The organism is Thioclava nitratireducens (assembly GCF_001940525.2).
GTDB classification, from domain to species: domain Bacteria; phylum Pseudomonadota; class Alphaproteobacteria; order Rhodobacterales; family Rhodobacteraceae; genus Thioclava; species Thioclava nitratireducens.
Genome location: NZ_CP019437.1, coordinates 185,543 through 203,470, shown reverse-complemented (window position 1 = coordinate 203,470; position 17,928 = coordinate 185,543). Strand labels below are relative to the sequence as shown.

The 17,928-nt window shown below is 64.3% G+C and carries 25 protein-coding genes; 3 read left to right on the top strand and 22 right to left on the bottom strand.

Annotated features, from left to right (window positions below):
• Positions 1 to 33 precede the first annotated feature (33 nt).
• The 22 genes from BMG03_RS01060 to BMG03_RS00950 form a co-directional block, all read right to left on the bottom strand.
• On the bottom strand, positions 34 to 492 hold the full coding sequence (locus BMG03_RS01060) for a hypothetical protein (RefSeq protein ID WP_075775288.1): 459 nt from the start codon (positions 490 to 492) through the stop codon (positions 34 to 36).
• A 59-nt stretch (positions 493 to 551) separates the two neighbouring features.
• Positions 552 to 1,484 (bottom strand): phage capsid protein, encoded by a 933-nt coding sequence (locus BMG03_RS01055; RefSeq protein WP_075775289.1) that lies wholly within the window; start codon positions 1,482 to 1,484, stop codon positions 552 to 554.
• A gap of 263 nt (positions 1,485 to 1,747) precedes the next feature.
• Positions 1,748 to 2,788: a hypothetical protein gene (locus BMG03_RS01050; protein ID WP_075775290.1), complete on the bottom strand. Its 1,041-nt coding sequence runs from the start codon at positions 2,786 to 2,788 to the stop codon at positions 1,748 to 1,750.
• The gene (locus BMG03_RS01045; protein ID WP_075775291.1) at positions 2,772 to 3,092 is read right to left on the bottom strand and encodes a hypothetical protein; all 321 of its coding nucleotides are present in this window, start codon (positions 3,090 to 3,092) and stop codon (positions 2,772 to 2,774) included. Before BMG03_RS01045 ends, BMG03_RS01050 begins: the two co-directional genes overlap by 17 nt.
• Complete coding sequence (locus BMG03_RS01040) at positions 3,089 to 3,379, bottom strand: hypothetical protein (RefSeq protein WP_075775292.1); 291 nt, start codon at positions 3,377 to 3,379, stop codon at positions 3,089 to 3,091. The genes BMG03_RS01045 and BMG03_RS01040 overlap by 4 nt, the downstream gene beginning before the upstream one ends.
• Positions 3,376 to 5,022, bottom strand: coding sequence for a portal protein (locus BMG03_RS01035; RefSeq protein WP_075775293.1), 1,647 nt, complete (start codon positions 5,020 to 5,022; stop codon positions 3,376 to 3,378). The genes BMG03_RS01040 and BMG03_RS01035 overlap by 4 nt, the downstream gene beginning before the upstream one ends.
• Positions 5,022 to 5,207 (bottom strand): hypothetical protein, encoded by a 186-nt coding sequence (locus tag BMG03_RS20605; RefSeq protein ID WP_157771531.1) that lies wholly within the window; start codon positions 5,205 to 5,207, stop codon positions 5,022 to 5,024. Before BMG03_RS20605 ends, BMG03_RS01035 begins: the two co-directional genes overlap by 1 nt.
• A gap of 2 nt (positions 5,208 to 5,209) precedes the next feature.
• Complete coding sequence (locus BMG03_RS01030) at positions 5,210 to 5,752, bottom strand: hypothetical protein (RefSeq protein ID WP_075775294.1); 543 nt, start codon at positions 5,750 to 5,752, stop codon at positions 5,210 to 5,212.
• Complete coding sequence (locus BMG03_RS01025) at positions 5,749 to 6,027, bottom strand: hypothetical protein (protein WP_075775295.1); 279 nt, start codon at positions 6,025 to 6,027, stop codon at positions 5,749 to 5,751. Before BMG03_RS01025 ends, BMG03_RS01030 begins: the two co-directional genes overlap by 4 nt.
• Positions 6,027 to 6,293, bottom strand: coding sequence for a hypothetical protein (locus BMG03_RS01020; RefSeq protein WP_075775296.1), 267 nt, complete (start codon positions 6,291 to 6,293; stop codon positions 6,027 to 6,029). Before BMG03_RS01020 ends, BMG03_RS01025 begins: the two co-directional genes overlap by 1 nt.
• A gap of 3 nt (positions 6,294 to 6,296) precedes the next feature.
• Positions 6,297 to 6,539, bottom strand: a complete 243-nt coding sequence (locus BMG03_RS01015) for an Acb2/Tad1 domain-containing protein (RefSeq protein WP_075775297.1) — start codon at positions 6,537 to 6,539, stop codon at positions 6,297 to 6,299.
• Positions 6,540 to 6,541: 2 nt separating this feature from the next.
• Positions 6,542 to 8,350, bottom strand: a complete 1,809-nt coding sequence (locus tag BMG03_RS01010) for a hypothetical protein (RefSeq protein WP_075775298.1) — start codon at positions 8,348 to 8,350, stop codon at positions 6,542 to 6,544.
• Positions 8,351 to 8,575: 225 nt separating this feature from the next.
• On the bottom strand, positions 8,576 to 9,232 hold the full coding sequence (locus tag BMG03_RS01000; protein ID WP_075775300.1) for a hypothetical protein: 657 nt from the start codon (positions 9,230 to 9,232) through the stop codon (positions 8,576 to 8,578).
• Positions 9,233 to 9,672: 440 nt separating this feature from the next.
• Entirely contained in the window at positions 9,673 to 11,616 is a 1,944-nt protein-coding gene (locus tag BMG03_RS00995) for a hypothetical protein (protein WP_075775301.1), read from the bottom strand.
• Entirely contained in the window at positions 11,613 to 12,047 is a 435-nt protein-coding gene (locus BMG03_RS00990) for a hypothetical protein (RefSeq protein WP_075775302.1), read from the bottom strand. The genes BMG03_RS00995 and BMG03_RS00990 overlap by 4 nt, the downstream gene beginning before the upstream one ends.
• The gene (locus BMG03_RS00985) at positions 12,044 to 12,403 is read right to left on the bottom strand and encodes a hypothetical protein (protein ID WP_075775303.1); all 360 of its coding nucleotides are present in this window, start codon (positions 12,401 to 12,403) and stop codon (positions 12,044 to 12,046) included. The genes BMG03_RS00990 and BMG03_RS00985 overlap by 4 nt, the downstream gene beginning before the upstream one ends.
• A complete protein-coding gene (locus tag BMG03_RS00980) occupies positions 12,375 to 13,547 on the bottom strand; it encodes a DUF7146 domain-containing protein (protein ID WP_075775304.1) in 1,173 nt (390 codons plus the stop codon). The genes BMG03_RS00985 and BMG03_RS00980 overlap by 29 nt, the downstream gene beginning before the upstream one ends.
• A gap of 3 nt (positions 13,548 to 13,550) precedes the next feature.
• Complete coding sequence (locus tag BMG03_RS00975; protein WP_075775305.1) at positions 13,551 to 14,573, bottom strand: hypothetical protein; 1,023 nt, start codon at positions 14,571 to 14,573, stop codon at positions 13,551 to 13,553.
• Positions 14,573 to 14,902: a hypothetical protein gene (locus tag BMG03_RS00970; protein ID WP_075775306.1), complete on the bottom strand. Its 330-nt coding sequence runs from the start codon at positions 14,900 to 14,902 to the stop codon at positions 14,573 to 14,575. Before BMG03_RS00970 ends, BMG03_RS00975 begins: the two co-directional genes overlap by 1 nt.
• Entirely contained in the window at positions 14,896 to 15,210 is a 315-nt protein-coding gene (locus BMG03_RS00965; protein WP_075775307.1) for a hypothetical protein, read from the bottom strand. The genes BMG03_RS00970 and BMG03_RS00965 overlap by 7 nt, the downstream gene beginning before the upstream one ends.
• The gene (locus tag BMG03_RS00960; protein WP_075775308.1) at positions 15,203 to 15,493 is read right to left on the bottom strand and encodes a hypothetical protein; all 291 of its coding nucleotides are present in this window, start codon (positions 15,491 to 15,493) and stop codon (positions 15,203 to 15,205) included. The genes BMG03_RS00965 and BMG03_RS00960 overlap by 8 nt, the downstream gene beginning before the upstream one ends.
• A 357-nt stretch (positions 15,494 to 15,850) precedes the next feature.
• Complete coding sequence (locus tag BMG03_RS00950) at positions 15,851 to 16,141, bottom strand: hypothetical protein (protein ID WP_167733379.1); 291 nt, start codon at positions 16,139 to 16,141, stop codon at positions 15,851 to 15,853.
• Between the two features lie 98 nt (positions 16,142 to 16,239).
• Here BMG03_RS00950 and BMG03_RS00945 point away from each other — a divergent pair, with 98 nt between their 5' ends.
• The 3 genes from BMG03_RS00945 to BMG03_RS00935 all read left to right on the top strand — a co-directional run bounded on the left by BMG03_RS00945 (position 16,240) and on the right by BMG03_RS00935 (position 17,928).
• Entirely contained in the window at positions 16,240 to 17,025 is a 786-nt protein-coding gene (locus BMG03_RS00945; protein WP_075775311.1) for a helix-turn-helix domain-containing protein, read from the top strand.
• Positions 17,026 to 17,035: 10 nt separating this feature from the next.
• Positions 17,036 to 17,569, top strand: coding sequence for a hypothetical protein (locus BMG03_RS00940; RefSeq protein ID WP_077701034.1), 534 nt, complete (start codon positions 17,036 to 17,038; stop codon positions 17,567 to 17,569).
• A 95-nt stretch (positions 17,570 to 17,664) separates the two neighbouring features.
• Positions 17,665 to 17,928 carry a hypothetical protein gene (locus BMG03_RS00935; RefSeq protein WP_075775313.1) on the top strand — a complete coding sequence of 88 codons (264 nt, stop codon included), beginning with the start codon at positions 17,665 to 17,667 and terminating at the stop codon, positions 17,926 to 17,928.

The window sequence follows — 17,928 nt, the reverse complement described above, 5'->3', positions numbered from 1 at the left end:
AGGCCCGGGCCGAGATCGGCCCGGGCGGAGGCGTCAGCGCGCGCGGTAGTGGATCTCGAAAGGCATCGAGCCCGCGCCGGTCGCATCGGCGGGCCCGTGGGCGTAGAGCGAGATCACGCCCGAGGCGGGCTCGGCCGCGAGGCCCAGAACTTGCCAGAGCGGCAAGCCGTGGTTGGCATCGCCAAATGCGACCGGGCTCACAGTATTGCCGGCGGACTTCAGCACGGTCGTGAGCGCAGTCGCGTCGTCCTCCGTGCCGATATTCACGGTGGCAAAGCCCCAGTTCTCGACATCGAATGCGGTGCGGCTGTCGAGGATCGCATAGGCCGGGATGTCGGCGAGGTGATACATCGAGCCGGCGTTATCGGAGGCGGCATTGTCCACCGATCCGGTCGCCACGATCGGACGGCCGGCCACCAGCTCGGGATCGGCGGGTTGGGTGTTGGCGGCGTAATCGCCGACCAGGTTGGATTTGACTTTAACAACGGCCATGTCGGGCCCTCCTGTCAGATGGAATGCGTCAGCGGGGCCGGATCATCCGGCCCGGCCGATCAGGCTTCCTTGCTCTCGATGACCACGACGCCCTTGTCCTGCGCCCGCACCACGTCGGTGTAGGAGCTGACATAGGCGTAGGGCAGGTTCTTGGCCGCGGTGTCGTTCCACATCTCGCCCTTCACCGCCTGCCATTCCGCCTCGATGATGTTCGACTTCGCCCAAACCGGGTTCAGACGGATATCAGCCGTACCGCTCTTGAGGGGGAGCCGGTTGGTGAAGATCCAGGTGATCCCCATCAGGGTCGTGGGCTTGCCGGTCTCCAGCTGCTGGATCTGGAACGCGTTGAGGTTGACCTTCGACGCGGCTGCGATGTTCAGCAGGTCGGTTTTCTGCTTCGGCGTGATCGCGCAGAACAACTCGTCCATGTTGTCCTCGAGGCCGAAGTCCGCGAGGTTCAGCATTTCGACGGCGGTTATGAGCTTCGCGAGTTCGAGGCCGGTTCCGCCATTGGCGAGATACTGGCTGGCCGGCAGTGCGGTGCCGGTGCCCGGGGTCTTGCCCTCGCGCGCGATCCCCAGGACGCCTCCTTCGGTCACCGAGAACTTGCCGTTGTCGCCCTTGGAGATGCCTAGGATCAGGTCGGCGCGGCCACGGTTCACGGCCATGGTGTGGGCGCGAACGTAGCTCGAGGTCGGATCGGTCGCGGTGCGGAACTTGTCTTCCTTGGTGATGTACTGCCCGGTCTCAACCGGTTCGGGCAGAACGGCCCAGCGGCGCGAGCCGGTGACCGGGTTTTCGGGGTTGCGGCGCGACTTCTCTTTGCCGCGCGAATATTCGACGGCATCGAGCAGGTCGGAAACCGACTGAGCTTCGCCCGAGGCCGGGGCCGGGGTCACTGCGCTCTGAAACGGGTTCTTGGTTTGCTGCGCGACCATCTGGACCGAGGCCGCGTATTGCAGCTTGTGGTGCTGCGTAACTTCCAGGGACATGATCCCCTCCGTGTGAAAACTGACGATGTTGTGTGAGTTCTCGGAAGGGGTGCCCGGATGCCGGACCCTGCCTCGACGATACGCTCGCCTGGGCGGCCGGCTTTCCGGCGGTCATCTGGACCCGATCTAGTGGCTCGGGGTGCCCGTCGCCCTAAATCGTCCCACGAAAGCGAAATACTTCAAGCGATAATTTCGGCGGGAAACGAAAAAAGCGCCGCGCTCAGTCCGGCGCGGCACTTCTCATTTCTCGATCGGTCAGCTGATCACTTGCTGAAGCTGGCCACAGCCTTCGTCAGCTGGTCGAACTTCGGACGCAGCCGTTCGATCGTTGCACGATCGCCGGCCGCCGACGCCTTCGCCCATTCACCGTCCGCCTTCATGAAGTCCGAGAGCGCTGCCTGCGCGTCCGAGCGGCTTCCGGTCAGGCCGCTGCTGGCGCCCTTGCCCAGGCCGATCCCGCTATCCTCGCCGATCGCCTCGGCGAAGACGTTCATGAACCGGATCGTCTGCGCATCGCCCATATCCTTGCTCAACCGCCCGATCACCGCCTCGAGGCTTTCCTGGTCGAGCCCGATCTTCTCGGCCGCGAAGCTTGCGACCTGCTGCGCCTTGGCCATGACCGCCTGAGCCTGCGCGCCGTACTCGCTGTGCAGATCCTCCATCATCTTGGCATTGGCCTGCTTGTAGCTTTCCTCGGCATCCGAGCTCAGCGCCGCGACCTTGCCGGCATAAAGCGCGACGAACTGATTGAGCGCGGCCGGCGGCACGCCTTGCTCGTGGGCGATCTTCTTCGCCTGGGCCTCGAGGTCGGTATCCCAGGGCGCATCCTTCGCCCAGTTCTCGGGCTTCGCGACTTCGTAGCCGTCGATCTCTTTCGGCAGGCCGAGCGCTTCGGCATTCTTTTTCGCCCAGTCGGCATAGCTCTCGCCCTCGGCCGGCTTCTCGAGGATCTTGTCGACGCCCCGCCCGATATGCTTTTCGGCGCTGCGGTGACCGCGCACCAGCTTCGGGATTGCCTCCTTCGGATCATCGAGGGTCAGGCCGCGCGACTTGAGCCATTCACGATCCTCGGCGTCGAGCATCTTCTCATCTTCGAACCATTTCGCAGCCGGCGGGTCAGCGGGCGGCGCGGCCGGCGGCGGATCTTTCGGCGGATCGCTCGGGGGCGGATCGGCCGGGGGATCATTGGGCGGCGGATCTGCCGGGGGATCGGCGGGCGGCGCGCCGCCTCCCGCCGGATCGTCTGCCGGGGCCCAGGTCATACGCAGTCGCAGAAAGGACAGGAAGTTAGCGGTGGTCTTCATCGTGCTTTTCCTCCGTGAAAAGGCTGTTGAACTCGGTTTGGGTGAGGCCCATCAGGGCCAGAAGTTGCAGGGCAAGGTCGCGCTTGCCCTGCTGATAGGCGAGCATCTCCGGCCCAATCGCCTCGGGCTCCGGCGCGCCGTCGATCCGCTGATGGGGCTGCATCAGCCGAAGCCCGGCGAGCTCGATCAAGTCGCCCTCGAGGCCGGGCACATCGCGGGCAGCTGCGCGCCAACGACGGCCGATCGAGATCGCGTCGCGGGGGCGGGTGAAGAGGGTCATCAAGGCTTGCATTCGCCAGCTCATGCGGAGATCTCCATGCTTGCGAGGGTGACCAGCGCTACGTCCGCGCGGCGGTTCTCTGCTGTGAGGCCCCGCGCCTGCTCGAGACGGCGGCGCAGAGCCCGCTCGACCCGGCGCCAGTCGTAGCCGGCCAGCGTGCAGACCTCGCAGAAATCGCGCGTGCCGATCCAGCTGCGCGCCTGCTTGGTGAGAAGCGCGTCCGGATTGCGTCCGAACATGTCGCGGATCGCGAGCAGCAGCACGGACACGAAAATCCGACGACACGCCTCTGCCTCGTGGCGTGAAATCACTGCGCACCTCCTTGGGGATCGAGCATCCCCGCCTGGTGCAGATCCTTCGCAACGCCAGCACCGCTTTGGGCCGCCTGCATCGCCTGCGCCATCTGCTCCTGCTGGGCGCGCTGTTGCGCGAGCTGGTCGGCCTCATCGCGCGAGCGGAACGCACGCCCCGGCGCGCCGCGCGCATCGATCAGCGTTTCCAGAAGCCCGTCGTCGTCGATACGATCGAGCAAGCGCGGCTTCGCCTGTGCCAGCGGCCCGATATCGGCGAGGATCCGCAGCAGGGCGGTCCCCTCGCTCGCCTTCTGCGCTGCAGCTGCCGCCGATTTGTAGGTCACCTGGAGAGCTGCGCCTTCCATTTCCGGCGGGGGCGGCGGCAGCTGACCGGCGCGCCAGAGAAGCGAGAAGCGCCGCTGCACCTTGGGGGCGAGATACTCGCCCTGGACGCGTCCCTGGTAGGGGGCCCAGAGGCGCTGGCGTTCCTCGTTGATCGTCATGACCTCGGTCGCGGTCATGCCGGTGCGGCCGGCGAGGTTCATTAGCGTGTAGTGGAACGCGTCACGGATCTCGTCGATCTTCGCTTGCTTTTCCTCGAGCGTGAGATTGATCCCTCCGCCGGTCTGCAGCACGTCGAGCATTCGGCTGCCGTTCATGCCGATCCCGCCATAGACGACATTGCCCGGACGGACGCGGCCATTGAGCGGCCAATCGCCCCGATCGGGCGCGAGGATGGTCGGATCGGCGGCGAACTGAGCCGCGCGCATGGTCGCGTCATCCATCCGGTTGTGCGCGCGCGCAGCCGGCAGCGCCATGTAGCCGGGCCCGGTGCCGTAGATCGCGCCGCTCTCCACATCCCAGCGGGGCGCGTGGAAAGGCATCTCGTCGTAACCGCTCTCGCGCAGCAGCGTCTGCTCCATCTCGCAGGCATAGCGCGAGATCCAGCGCTTGCCCTTCACACCGAGCGCACGTTGGCGCCAGTCGTCGTTGCGCAGCACATGCTGGTAGAAATTGATCTTCTCGACCGAGCCGTCCTCGGCCATCTTCACCAGCTTCGCGGGAAGGTTGCCCTTGAACATGGACATCGCGGCCGCCGGCTTGAGCTTGAAGCGGCGCACCACCTCGACCACCCGCCCAAAGGCATCGATCTCATAGCAGACCTCAGCCAGCGACAGGGTGACATCGAGGATCCGGCCCTCGTCGAGCATGACCTCGTCGTAATTCGCTCCGTTACCGAAGGCCGCGAGATCAGAGAAGACCTGCGTCGTCGCGTCATAGAACGGGCTCACGGCGGGCCGGAAGCTGTCGAGGATGCGATCGGTCACGGCATCGAGCCACAACTTGGCGGGCTTCCAGGCGTTGAGATCGCGGTTGTTCGTCTCGAGCCCCATCCAGCGGTTGGCCGGGTTGGTGAGCGAGCCGTAGAGACCGGAGGAGAAGTTCACCTGGGCCGAGATCGGCGCCGAGCTGAGCGGCTTCGAGGTGCCCCGGGTCGTGTGATCGTCCGAGCTGAAGCCGCCGCGCTGCGGCCGGATCAGCTCGGCGATTGCCTCCCAATCGCGCTCGTGGCGAGCGCGATCGGATTTCATCTCGTCCCAACGCCGCATCGCGGTCTGGGCGGCGGGATCCTTTTCCCGGATGGTGAAGAGCGCGCTCATCAGGTCGCACCCCCCATCGTCGTCGAGGCGGGAATCCCCGTCTGGCTGGTGAGCACGTTCGCCGCGGCCCCGGCGCGCAGCCGACGCAGGCGGGCCTCGATGTCGGCCTGCTGGTTCGCCTCGGTGTTGTCCATTGCCGCGACCCGTTGGGCGGGAACGCGGGGCTTACTTCCAAAACCACACATGTTTATGTCCTTTCGCTGGTTTTCAGGTCAGGCGCTTCAGGGGCGGGCGTGTTGTAGGGGGCGACCCAGGCGAACTGGTGGAACGCGTGATCGCCCAACGGGCCGAAGCCCGGCATCGTGGCTTCCAGGTGAAACCCGCAAGCCACCAGGAGACGCGCGCCGCTCGGGTGCTGGACCCAGCTGCGCGTCTCAATCCGGTGCACGCCGAATTCCTCGGCGAAAACCGGCATTTCCTTGCGGATCCGCAGTGCGGCTTCGGCGAGTGGACGGCGGAATTTTGTGTGATCGCGCGCCAGCAGCGCCGCCTGAGCGACCCCTGCCTGCCCGGTATGGGAAAGACCGAGGACCGCGAAGGGCGTGCCCACGTCAGTCAGGAGCACCGTGCTGATCAGCCGCGCCGCGTTGGCTGCGCGCCAATCTGCGAAGATGGCCAACGGGGGCGAGCGTTCGGCGCGCACGACTTCCGCCTCGAGCTGATCCATCGGATCGAGCCGAGACAGAACCGCGTGCGCGGCGAAGTCTTCGTATGGCCGCACCTGGATCATTCAGCGGGCTCATAGGTGGCCGCGAAGATGTCCGGCTTGCAGGGATAGAGCTCGCCTTTGACACCTCGGATCACCATGTCGTCGACGTCGGCGCGGTGATCACCTTCGAGCGTCTTGATCGTAAAATGGCTTTGCGTGATCGCGACGATGATCCCGCGCTCGTAGGCTTCGACTGCCCATTCCGGCAACGCCGACCATTCAAACTCGAACGCGTTGATAAGGTCGCGCGCCGCGACAGCTTCGATCACGACAGGCTTCTTGCGGAACTTGGCCATCACACACCGCCTTTCAGGGCGCGCCGGGCCGCATTGGCCCAGTTCGTCAGCGCGCCGTGCTTGCCTGCCGTGCTGACAGCCGAGAGCCCGGCCATGCGGCAGCCGGTATTGCCCTGGGCGCGATTGCTGAACTTCATCCCCTCTTCGGCCTCGAGGCGGGCGACGAGATCGAGGAAGTGGGTGCGGTGCAGCGCCTCGATGTCGTCGGCCAAGCGGCGCAGACGGTCGAGGTCGAGGGCGGGCGCGGTCTTTTTCTTGGTCGCCATTGATCAGCCCTCCGCCGGTGCAGGCTTGGTCTGCGCCTTGACCGCCCACATCGCGGCCTCCTCGACCTTGTTCTGAGCCAGGGCTTTGAGACGCCCTGCTTCGTTGCCCTGTGCCGTTTCGTGATCGCTGGGGATCTGTTCGATAAGATCGATCAGCTCGGCCGCGATGCCTTTGATGAGATCGACGGTCGTGTCGCTCGAGGGGTTGAAGGAAATACCAACGCGGTATTGGCCTTTGCTCTGCATGTTCACTCTCCGTAAGGATCGAGCACGTCGTGCCCGGTTTGCAGGCCGCCACGATCCCCGGACAGGGACGGCCCTCCGTTGTGGCCCATCAGGCCGCGATCTTCCGGGGTATTGGGTTCGGTAGTGCCGTCGCCGCGCACACGGCTCAGCAGCAGGTATTGCAGGGCGTCCATGACGTTCGCCTCGGTCAGCGCCTTGTTTGGCACCTTCACCTTGTCGCCCTTCTGGTTGACCTCGAACGCCCAGACGTAACGAGCCTCGAAACCGGCAATCAGCAGTTTGCAGCTCGGATCGATCAGCAGGCCGACGCGCCCGGCCGAGGTGGGGGCCTCAAGCGCGGCACGCACCGCCTCGAGGCGCGGGGTGATCCGGTTGGTGCCGATCCGCTGGGGGCGGATGCGGAAGCCGGCCGCGCGGCTGACAAGGCGGTTCCACGTCGCATTCTCATCGGCTGCCTGGCTCGCGCCATGCTCGCCTGCCATATCGCCCCAGCCGCCCTCGACGCGCGTTGTGCGGAAGCGCGTCTCCAGCAGCTCGGCCAGTCGCGTGCCAAAGGTGCGCGCCATCAGGCGCTCGTCGGGATAGTGCAGCTCCGCGAGGATCTGCCAGAAGACGCGCTGATTGCGCCCGGTGCCTTCGGTGATCACCTGGCCGATGACGGCCGCGCCCTTGAAGCCCTGGTCGAGGCCGACGCGCAGCGGCACGCCCGGCCACGGCGTCAGCGGCACGTCCGAGACGTGAACGCGGCGGCTGAACTCGCGCTGGAAGACCGGCTCGCCTGCCTTTGTGTGGACGATCTTGTTGTAGACGAGGCGGTCGATCTGATCGCCGCGCCCCATCAGTTTCATCGTCGCGATCTGCTTTTGGTAGTAGGTCGGGCCGAGGTTCTGCAGGTTCTCTGCACCTTCTTCGCCATAGCCCGGCTGCCGGTAGAAGCTGATTTGGATTGCCGTCGCCCCTTCAGGCAGCTCGGCATTCATCAGATCCATCAGCTCCGCGCGCTTCTTCTCATCGTGGAAGAGGCCCACCGCCCAGTTATCCGGCTCTGGCGCGTTGAAGTCGCCGACCATCTGGCCGTAATCGCGTAGCTCGTCGGAATAGCCCCGGAAATGGGCCTGCCCAGGGTAGCGCCCGATCCGGGTGATGCCGTTGACGATCACGTCGACGGGGTTCGTGTCCATCTCGTGCAGCCACATGTCGGTGGTCTGCAACCCGCGCATCGACCCTTGGATATCGTCCCCAAAGGCCATGAACTCGACAGTGAAGAAGATCTCGTTGGACCACTCGCCCTCATGACCGGGCGGCGGCGGATCGTCGAGGCCGTCATCGAAGATCATCACGAAGCTCACCGGGCCGCCGCGCCCGCCCGACCAGTCGCCGAGGTGTTTGGGGTAAACCTTCAGGAAGTCCGGAATGGTGGTCGACCAGAGCTGGCGATAGGTCGCACGGACGATCGTGAGCTTGTAATGGCGGCGGCCATCGATCACAGAACGCGGCATGCACATGGCGCGGCGCAGGCGCGACTTCAGCATCGTCGTCGTCTTGCCCGAACCGACCGGGCCCTGGATACCGACGACCGCGCCATCATCCCAATAGGCGGCTTCGGCGATCGGGCCGGGGAATTCTTCCGGGGCGTCGAGATCGAGCTTGTCAGCCCCATCCTCGATCTCTAGCATCGAGATCGCCTGTTTCGCGTCCATCTCGATCACATCGGAAATGCTCGCGTCTCCCCAGACCCCCTTGTCGGTTTCTTCCGGTTGAGAGGCGTCGCCCCCCTGACCCCCGATCGCTGCTCCGAAATTCGCGCTCATGCCCGGACCTCGTTTGCCTCGAAAATGGGAAGTGGCCTCACTGCGAGGGGCAGAGAGGATCGCGCGCGGATGCCCCCCCGGGGGTCGAGCGCGGGCGCGGGCGCGCCAGCCGCGAAGGCAGGGGGGTGGTCGAGCGGCGCACCAGGGCGCGGTCGCGCAGTGGGCGCGACTGATTTTTGATCAGTGACGCGAGAGCGAATTTGCCTTTGGATTTCATGCGGTTAGTCATTCCGTCCGATCCTCTCCGTCCGACGATCCGTTGCCCGGTTTCGTAACCTGTTGTTTTCGCTGCATTTCGTGCGGCATCGGCGGCGGGCCGATCCGACGCGGTTTCGCGGTGATGTCGCGGGCGTCGTCGCCACCGCGCCGCGGAGCCTGCGACGGAGCTGGCACGTTGATCTGGGTGACGTTCTGGGTCAGCGCGATGTCGGGCGTCGCCTTGGCGGCCGTGTAGGGCATCACCGCCTCGAGGGCGCGCAGGATGATCGTGTACTGCTGGGTGAAGACCTCGAGGCGCTTGGCCGCGATCGCCCAGGCGAGCTTCGGCTCGTTGGCCGAGATCTTCGTGAGCATCCCGTCGGCGGCGAAGTCGAGGATCCGCTCGGTGCGCACCATCGCCAGCGTGATCGCATCATCGCGGCTGCGCAGGCCCGCGATCTCGGTCAGCACGTCCTCGGGCATCCGCAGGCCCTGGGCGGCCAGCCAGTCGCGCAGCTGGGTCGAGGCCTTGTTCTTCGCGCCCTTCGGACGGCCAGCGCCGCTCTCGCTCTCGGGCTGCTCGTCGGGCAGGAAGGTCAGCTGCTCGCCGATCTCGCGCTGGCGCTCGATCCGCTCGGCCATCTCCCGCGCCTCGCGCTCCCACTGGTTGTTAGGCTTCGGCATAAAAACCCCCTTTTCCGGGGTGTTGTGGGAAAAAGCCTTGAGATTTCAGAGCCTTGCGGCAAGCCACAACGGTTGAGATTTTGAGCGTTGTGGGCTTTGTTGTGGCTAAGTTTCTGTTTTCACTATCTTTTCTTCTATCTACAACGGTACAACGGAGAAGAGAGAGAGAGTTAACACACGGGTGCGCACACGCGCGCACATACGCGAGGGAAGGCAATTTTGCCGTTGTGGCGTTGTGACCACATACTAAGGCTTTGATTTTGCTGATTTTTAGCCCACAACGCGGCCCACAACGCTTGGATTTTGAACCGTTGTGGCGTTGTGGCCCTGACCCATGCTCGCAGGACCGCCGCGCATGTGAATAATGGCATGCCGAGGGGGTGCGGGGAAAGCAGAAAGAAACCTGCAGTTCCAATTGCCTAGAGATCACGTGGGGCATTTCAGAAACCATCCTCGTATTCTTGGGACATCGGCGGCGCAGCCGCGCTCGACTGGGTCGGGGCGCTGTCCATCGGGAAGGAGAGGAAGCCGCCGATCGATTTGAGCGGCACGTAGACGCCGCGTGTGCGCTGCCCGGCGAGTGTGAGAGGGCTGGAGACCGGCTGAGCACCCGGCACTCGCTTCGCCGACTGCGCCCATTCGCCGTTCGCCCAGTGCGACTTCTCGAAGAGCTTGCGCAGCCCTGGCAGGCGCGCGTTGGCAATGAAGAGCGCAGCGTCTGCTTCCTTGCCCCGTACTCTCAGACCAACCTTCGCGAGCTTCTCATTGGCGCGCTTTGCGGCCTCCTCGCGAATGGTGTTGTCGATCTTGCCTCCGACATCTTCACCGCCGGCCACAAGCGCTTGGGGCGCAGCTGGCATTTGCGCGGCCACCATGATCCAGTGCGCGACGTTCCAGAGCTCGCCGCGCCGGAACACGTCAAAGGGCTGACCGATCAGCCATTGCAGCATGTCTTCGGCGTCGGAGCCGATCTCTTCGGTTTCGGTCTGGGCAAAGACAGCTAGCTTCTCGGCCCAGCCTTTCCGCATGTCCTCCGAGGGCATTTCCTCGTTCAGCGCCATGTCGGCCATTGCGATGGTCGTGGCGTAGTTGTCGCCGTTGCGGCCGGAGAGGCCCGCTTTTGCCAACGCTGCGCGCCATAGCTCGAGGCGCTCGGGCCATGTCTTCCATCGGCTGATCAGGGTCCATTTCAGCTGCCTGCCTGTTTCCTTCCACGCCTTGGGGTCCAAATTCAGCTTGGTTGCCTTGGCATCGAGTGGACGCAGGTGCAGAGTGATGAGGCGTGAGCGGTCCTGCGGCTTCATCGAGCCGGGAATGAGGATCGAGGAGAACAGGAAAGCGGAGTAGACGTTGCCGCTCGCGCCTTTCTGATCGCTCGAGCCACGCATCCACTGACCGCCTGATGACGCAACGCGGGCCAGCTCGATGATCGCGCGCTCTTTGCCAGATCCTTCGTCGCCAGGTTCAAGTTCGTCGAGCGCAACCGGCAGGGACGAGTGGCCCAGCCGAGAGGTGATCCCGCTCTTCGTCGCGTCCGTGGATTGAACGAGACCGTGGTCGCCGCCCATCAGGTACTTGATCAGATCCTGGAACGCTGACTTGCCATAGGCCTTGTCGCCAGTCAGCCAGTAAGCCGGACGCCAATCCATGGCGCCGCAGAGCATCAGAACGCCCGTCATGCCGAGCGCGATCATTGGCGTGGTGTCTTGCCACTCCCAACTCCAGGTCTCGAACTGCTTCAGGGCCTTCGTAGCAGGATCTGTCTTTGCACCAGACTTCTCGGGCGCAGGGATGGGAGGATAAGCTGGGTAGATCTTGCCGTCTAACTCCTGCGGATCTTTGTCCCCTTCGTCGGTGATCAACTTCTGTCCGCAATGGTAGATCAGCTTGCCGTCGTCATCCTTCCACGCGCCGACGCCGCGCACCGCGCCGTCTGGATTGAACAGGCCCTTCTCTGAACAGGCGCTGATCATCGTCATTGCGGCTGAGGTCTGGTCGAACCGATCGCGCTTGCGGCTGCCCTCTTTGTCGTATTGGGGGAATTTCTGACAGAGCAGCTCGATCCGATCGCCGAAGAGATGCAGGATAACTTGCGCCTCGTGCTTTTTCACGGCGCGCAGCTGTCCGTGACGGTCGAGGTAATAGCTCATCTCGCCGTTTACGCCGAGCGGGCGAACCGGGCAGTCCTGCCAGATCGCGCCGCGCGGCCGGCCGGAGCTCGTCTTATCGCCGCCTTCATTAGACGTCTGCTTCTTTTTGGAGGCAGCGGCCTTCTTCTCGGCCTCGGCTTTCGCTTCGGGGTTCGGCTCGGCCTCGATCGGCGCGTTCTCAAGCTGATCGCCCAGGTCGGGATAGCCGCTGCTGCTTTTGGACGTGTCAGTCAAAACGGCACCTCACCGCGGATGCTCCACTCTTCGCCATTGAGCACCCCCAAGGCAAAATCGATGCCGCCGATAAAATCGTCGCTGATAGAACCGTCGTCTCCCTCACTTTGGTCGGCTGCATCGGGCCGACTGAGGTCACGCATCCACTCGAGGGTCTTCCGTATCCGCACTAGTGCCGCCATCGATGAAATTGTGTCCACCGCGGCGAGGCCAGACGCCAGAGACCAAGTTTCAATGTCTCTTATCAGCGCTGCGCGTGCCGCCTCGACGCTCTCTGCACGGTTCCAAAAGAACGGTTGCATGCCATCAGTTGGGAGCGCGGAATACCAGGCGCCGCGCTTGCCATCGGCATGCACGCCGCCGACAACTACGGAACCAAGATAGGCGTTCTCAACTGGCGAGCCGGGGTAGGAGGGGCGAAACGTGATCATGGCGCCACCTTCGGATCGAGATCTTCGGCCAGGCGCGCTAGCTCCTCGATCAATCCCTCGATCGAGCCCGTGTCCGGTCCCTTCTGAAAAGCTCCAAACGGGAACGGCCGACGCGAATACTCGAACTGCGCGACGGTCATCTCGAGCTCGTAGCGCAGTTGGCTAATTCGGCCGCGCAGGACGTTGGCCGCGTCCCTGCGCGCTCGGTTGATTGGATCCGCCTCTGCCGAGATCGCAGCCGCAGGAAATCCGACATTGTCGAGGTAGCCATGCGGCTCCTCGCAATCCAGCATCTCGAGGATCCAGCGCGCGCCGGCGCACACCCGCTCAGTGAGGCGGTTCACCCAATTCTTCATGCTCTGCCCCTTCTTTCTGTTCCGCGCGCCGCTTGATCAGCGCGTCGTTAAGATCCTTGCCGCCTTCGCGATTGAGCCAGACGCGCACCTGGCGGCCGGCATCGGCATGCGCCCGCACCGCGCGGCCGAGGGCGTCGCGCGCCTGCGGCCCTTCATCGCGATCAGCCACCAGCGTCACCGAGGCGATCGCCGGCGGCAGTTCGACCGCTGCGAGGTTGGAAAGACTGATCGTCGAGAGGATCCGCGCCTCGGGCAGCACCACCGCGCAGCTCAAGGCGTCCTCTATCCCCTCGGTGAGGAACACATGGCTGCCGGGATCCGCCTCGGACAGGCGCTTCCCCTTGCCACCGCGCGGGCCCAGCCCACGCCAAATGTGGATCGAAGCCCCTTTGTAATCGCCGAGTATCTTCTTGGCCTCGGGCAGTTGCGCCTTGCCCCACCGGCCGCGATCGTCGAGGCCCAGATAGGTGCGGTGGCAGGCGACACCGTCTCCCTTGAGATTGCTCGCCAGCGCCAGCATCGCCGGGAACTCGCCTTCGATGATCTCGCCGGTCTCCGGATCGACGTGCCTGTAATAGCAGGCCGGATGAAACCGAAGCGCGCGGGGCTGAAACCCCAGACGCTCGAGGTCGATCCCGCGCTTATCGCGCAGGTAATGCTCCACGGGCGTGTTCTTGATCCTCTCGCGCGCCGACAGCCATAGCGCGAAGGCTTGCTTGCGCCGCCTCGCGCGCTTGGCGGCTTCATCCCGCCGTGCCTCCGCCTGCCGTTGCCGCGCGCGCTCGGCCGCAGCCTTGCGCCGCGCGATATCCTCGGGGCTGTCAGATTGCAGGCCAAGGAAGCTGCGCGCTTCGCGGAAGGCGGATTTCAGGTCGCAGCCCAGGGAGAGTGCGATCAGATCCAGCAGATCGCCGTGTTGAGTACTGCTGAAATCGTTCCAGCGCCCGGCGCGAGGTCCGGAGATCCAGATCACGAAACTGCCGACTTTGCGATCGGCGCGGCCCGGGTTCAACGTCCAATAGCCGCCCTGATGGATGTGCGCGCCTTCCGTCCAGGGCGCATAGTACCGCGCCACGTCTTCCACGCGATCGAGCAGCATGCCCTTCACGTCCTCGACGGTGTATGTTTGGCGCGCCGCGTTCATGGGTCAGGCCTCGCGCTCGTAGCGTGCGCGCAGCACCTGCATCAGTTTGCGCTGGTGCTCCATGCTCTCGAACTTCCCACCGGGAACGAGCGCGCGGAACCGCGCCATGATCTCGCCCACCTCGACGCCCAACTGATCGGCCATCAGCGCCTTGTCGATGCCTTTGGCGAGGCCCTCGATCAGCACGATGTCGCGGCTGGTGGTCCAGCCGCCCTTCTGTCCGATGGCATCCAGATGCGCCTCGATCGAGCGGTCGGTCGTCGGGGTAGGAGCATGTTCAGCGGGCTCCGAGGTGCCCGCAACCACCTCGGCACTGCCGGCCGGCTCTTCTCTCCGGTCCGGATCGGGGCCTTGATCCTGCGCCACCGCTACAGTCGGTTTCGGCAAAGGCTCTGCGGGCCGGTCGGTATTCTGCTCTGGCTCGTTGACGCCGCTCGGCAGCTTGGACATGTAGATTGCGACCGTCTGCAAGCGGCGGTTCAGATCCGCCGCCACATCTGCTGCGGGTCGGCCCTGCAGTCTTGCCGAGGCCATCACGGCCTTTTCGTGATCGCTGAGCGGCCCCATCACCACCTCGCCCGACGGGGCGGAGGTGGCAGCCTCCGCCCCGGCCTCCGGCGCAGCGTTTCCTGCCACCGCGCCGCCATCCGCCGAAGAGGTCGGCTCGGGCGGGAGATCCTCCGCCTCGCTCTCCGGCGCGAGTTGCTCAGCCAAGGGCGAGGACTGAGGGTCGATCGAAGGCGCGCAGCGCCCCACGAGCACTTGGCGGAACTCCCGCGCGATCTCCTGGTGACGCAGCGGGTCCAGCTCGCAGGTCACGTCCGCAAGAGAAATGCCAACCGTGGCGCTTTTGGCCGGAACGGGGAGCAGCTCGCGATCGACCATCCAGGCCAGCACGCAACGCGACACCTCGGTCACCTGGCGGTCGTAGAGGCTGCTCGACTCGCGCAGGATATCCTCGAGCTCGTAAAGCACCGACACCGGAACGCCGGCGTATTGCTCATAGGTCTTCCGGGCGTCATCCATCACGCACCCTCCTTTTCAGCGGCTTGAAGAACCTCCCAAGCGCGGGCGAGCCGGTCGGCGTGCCAGCGCTGCAGCAGCAGCTGCGCATCCCACATTGCCCGCGCATGCTCGGCGCCCTTGCGGGAGGCGAGCGCGGCAAGGATCGCTTCGCCCGCATCGGCGAACTCGCTCACGATCGGCAGCGTCCGGTTCGCTAGGGGCAGCACGTCGCGCAGGATCGAGGAGATCGATTTCACATGGTGCTCGCCGCCCGATACGTTGTTGGCGAGCCAGCCGACGCAATGCATCAGCGTGTGGTCGGCGGAGGAGAGGCGCGGAGCATTCACCATGACGCCACCCACATCCGGATCAAATGCACCGCGGCCGCAACCGGGGCATCGATCAGGTTCAGCACGTTGAGCCAGAGCGCCGCGAACCAGATCCAGCGCGAGAAGGCGGTCATGTTCTCGGCAGGCTCAACGAAGACGTGACGGACAGTCCCCGCGCGACCGCGATCGATCTCGCGGGCCAGCTTGATCTTCTCTTCCGGCGTCAGACACACAGCGACGACGCTGGTTCCGCGTGCCGATGATAGCCGAAGCATGTCAGGCAGCTCGGCAAGGCCCTTGCCCGGATATTCGATCACTGGATCAACCATGGATGTCAGCCCTCCCTGCGTCAGGCGCATCCGGGCGCGCGGCGATTTCGACGGCGCGGCTCAGTTCCTGGCCCAGCTCCGCCACCCGATCGGGGCGGCGCATGTTGATCTCGTACGCAGTCTTGAAGCGGCTGATCTCTGCGCGCAGCGGATCTGCGTCCTCGAGGTGATGCTCGGCCAGATACCAAAGCGCATCGACGGCAGACGGATCGAGCCGCCCGGCCTTCGCGGCCATGGCGACAGAAAACGCCCCCATGCGCACCTTCATCGCATCACTGCCCATATCGGCCTCCCGCGAAAAGGCGGGCGAGGCCGAAACCTCGCCCGAAGTCAGGACAGGGAGCAGTGATGGCGCGCATGACCCCGCGCGCCACAGGGAACTGGTTGGGGCGGCAGGCACACACTGCCCGGCCCACCGCCCCGCCCTGCGCTCGCATCGCCTGTTTCGCTTGCGCAGGGATCTGGATGCGATGCGGCCGACCCGAGGGAAAGCGGGAAGACAAGGCCGCATCGCTGACCGGCGCCGGGATGGAGGAAAGCGCCGATGTTTCATTGAGGCGGAACGGGGCGCGCCGGGTGAGGCCCGCGCACCGCTCCGCCGACGCGGCCGGGAGGAACTGCCAAGAAAAACCCGCCCGCATCATTCCGCAGCCTCCCGCGCCGTGTCGCGGCGCAGCAGGATCTCGTCCACCTCAGCGCGCGGCGCGCCCCAGATCAGATGATCCGCCGTCAGCCCAAGCCCGCGCGCGGCGGAATAGGCGAGGATCCGGCGCATCACGCGTGCGCCGGGAACGTCGCCCGTATCGCGGATCGCGCTCGCCCGGCGCCAGGGAAACACCGTGGTGCGGTGAACCCCGGCGGCCTTGGCCACGCGGTCGACCCCGCCGAGCAGGGCCTCGCATACTTGGACTGGTGTGAGGTGTGCAGTCATAACACTAGATGGTGTAATCGCAAAAAGTGCGACGCGCAATCCAGAATTTGCGATTTAGGCACATCAATTTGCGATCCTGCGTGACTAGGTATGTCACGATGGATGACAAATGGTTCAAGCTTCAGCAAAAACGTGTCGGGGTGACCGCCGAAGACATCGCTCGTGAGTTGGGGCGGGACCGCTCGGTGGTATCCAAGATCTACACCGGTCAGCGATCGATGACGCTAGAGTTCGCGCGAAAATTTGCTGAGGTTCTCCAGGTCCCCCTCTCCGAAGTGCTTGAGCGCTCGGGGGTGGCGACTGGCGACGACGCTAAAAACATAGCTCCCAGTTTCGCTGAAGGCGATGTCGCGCTTTGGGCCCCTCGAGAAGGGGATCGCCGGAAGGTTCCGATGGTCGCCCAGGCTCTTGGTGAGCGAAAAGGCATGGACATATGGGTTGTAGAGACGGGCGCCATGTCGTTGCAGGGCTACTTGCCTGGAGACTACATGCTGGTCGACAATGAACAATCCGAGCGCGTCAAAGGCGGCGATGTGGTCGTTGCCCAGATCTACGACAATACGAAAAACCGAGCTGTAACAGTCTTGAGGCGGCTCGAGCCTCCGGTGCTCGTCGCGGCTTCGATGGATCCCGCAGATCGACGGACGCACGTGGTAGATGGTGTGAATGTGGTCATCCGCGGCAAGGTAATTGCCAGTTGGCGGATAAGCGAAGATGTCCGCCAGCCAAGTAATCACGAGCGTCGCGAATTAGACAGGCGGTTGAGAGAAAACGAGTCGGCAGATGTCGAAAACGCCAGCGAAAAGAGCGAAATAGTTCGCCCAAAAAGGCGGGCGCGTGACTATGAGGTCTGGATATCTGGGGCGAGCGAAGAGGGAAGCTGATTTGCGAAAAATGAAGTTCCTCGTCAGCGTAGCGCTGTTGATTTCGGCAACAGAAGCCACCGCAGACCCTCAGCAAAGCAGCCAGGCAGCCCTTGTGCAAACCTACCGAAATGTCTGCGTGAATGACCGCTTCAGTTTTGAGAACGCGGCCCGATTTGCCGACGGTGAAGGCTGGAAGCAACTTCCCCGCGTCCTATTGGATGCTCATCGACCGAACTGGGAAAGGCTCTCCTACGATGGTTGGATAGCCTATTTCATCGATACGATGGACGAGCCCGTATTCTTCTATGCGGCGTCCGGCTTCGATCAGGGCCGCAAAGTTTCGCTTTGTTCGATCTATTTCCGGCACGCGAACCCAAGTGCGTTCGTTGCTGAGTTCCTATCAACGACTGAGATCACTGATATGGAGGAGCGCACCCTCCCGCTTGGCTCCACGATTACTGGGAAAGTTGACGGCCATGATGGCCTCTACATGCAGCTAGGCTGGGAAGGTACGGGCGAAGACCAAATGGGCATCGAGGCGACGACCATTTTTGCCCGGTGAAGCAAAAAGTGCGACAATCGCACATTTTGCCTTGACAGTGTGCGGTGCCCACTCCTAACTCTTGATGCAGAAACACTGCACCAGGAGCCAAGCCCATGGCACACTCGCCTCTCGTCCCGCCGGCCGAACTCGGCCCTATCTCCGATAAAACCCTCGAACACGCCATCTCGGCCGCGACCAACGTAGAGCGCGCGCTGGCCGACGATGGCGGCCTCGACCATCTCGACCCGCACGCGGCCGAGTTGCTGCTCCTGGTCGCGCGTCCGGCCTTCGAGGAGCTGCTGCAGTATCGCCGCCGCATGAACGTGATCCGGGACCTTGCCGCTGAGGACAAGGTCATCCTGATGCCGGGGCGCTGA